Below are 1,268 nucleotides of genomic sequence, written 5' to 3' on the forward strand. Positions count from 1 at the left end.
ATGATGATGGGGCTTGGCTTTTCTGGGTGGTCGAGGGTAAGCGCGCGAAGGCTGGACCCGGCACCGGGTGCGGTGGATAAGCTCAAGCACGTCGGCCAGTTTTCCCAGACATAACCCGACGCGCAGAAGACACCCGCCAAGGATGGGCTTGAGTGCGCCGATGGCATAAAGCCGGTTCGGATGACTGGCGGGCTCATCATCGGGCGGTTCATCGATTTCGCTGAGCAGCGTGCACAGGTTGTCGGCAACAATCCTGGCGCCGAAGTCCTGCTGCAATGCCAGGTAAGTGAGCCCTGTGACCGCCTCAAGCCGCAGCCGGTGCTTCAGGCGTTTGAACGCTTCCTCGATGCGCCAGCGCCGGTGATAGAGCCCACCGAACGCGGCGCCCGGATAGCGCTGGCTGTCCAGCAGGGATGTCATCAGCACCCGCACACGGCCACTGGGCGTGAGGTCGCGGATCAGGCGCACGGTCGTGGGTCGGCGCAGCAGTTCATAGTCGCGGGCGTCGTCCCAGCTGGGTGCCGGCAGCCTCACGATGCGCTCGGCCTGGCCGCTGCGCGCGAACTCCTTGACGCAACTCCAGCCGTTGGTGTCGACACGCAGGCAGAAGTCGATCCCGCGCTGGGCGAGCGCGGCCGCCATCATGTTGCCGACATAGCCGCGATCGAGCAGCAGCAGGTCGGTGTGGGGCTGCAGTACGTCGAGCGCTTCGAACAGCATCTGCCGTTCGGCGCCGTCGGCGGTATGAATGGCGGCATGCAGGGTCAGCTCGGTGCCGGGCAGAAATAGCGCAAAGGCATAGTGATCGGCGCGTAGTGCATGACCTGCACGTGTGCCCACCCGCAGGCGGCTGCCATCGGCGGCGACCAGTCTCAGGCCGTTCCAGCGGGCCGCATCGATGCGGGGTTGAGCAAGCTCTATCAGACGTGCGCAGGCAAGATCGAACAGTTCGGCCGACAGTCCCTGGCGCGCCTTGCTGAAGGCCTGTGCACTGACCGCGCGGGTGCGCACGCCACGCCCGCCCAGTTCGCCAAACAGGCCATCGAGTTCGGCCTGCACGCTTGCGCACATGCCCGACATCATCAGCGCGGCGAGGCGCGGTAACGTCAGTGTGCGATTGCGGGTGAAGGCGGTGGGAGAGCGGCGAACACGTTCAGCGAGCGCCGGATCAAACAGAAAACGGGAGAACTCAGCCAGGAGTTGGGAGGACGCTGGTATTTGAGTTCATATCGTTGATTTATCAGTCAGTTATGCGATGAAGTTTACAG

The 1,268-nt window shown here is 64.0% G+C and carries 1 protein-coding gene; it reads right to left on the reverse strand.

Annotation, left to right across the window (positions count from 1 at the left end):
• Positions 1-1,218: IS4 family transposase (locus PQQ95_RS36505; protein ID WP_408447244.1), on the reverse strand; the 1,218-nt coding region annotated here is incomplete at its 3' end.
• Positions 1,219-1,268: the final 50 nt, after the last annotated feature.

It is taken from the genome of Paraburkholderia caffeinilytica (genome assembly GCF_046030355.1).
Lineage (GTDB): Bacteria > Pseudomonadota > Gammaproteobacteria > Burkholderiales > Burkholderiaceae > Paraburkholderia > Paraburkholderia caffeinilytica_B.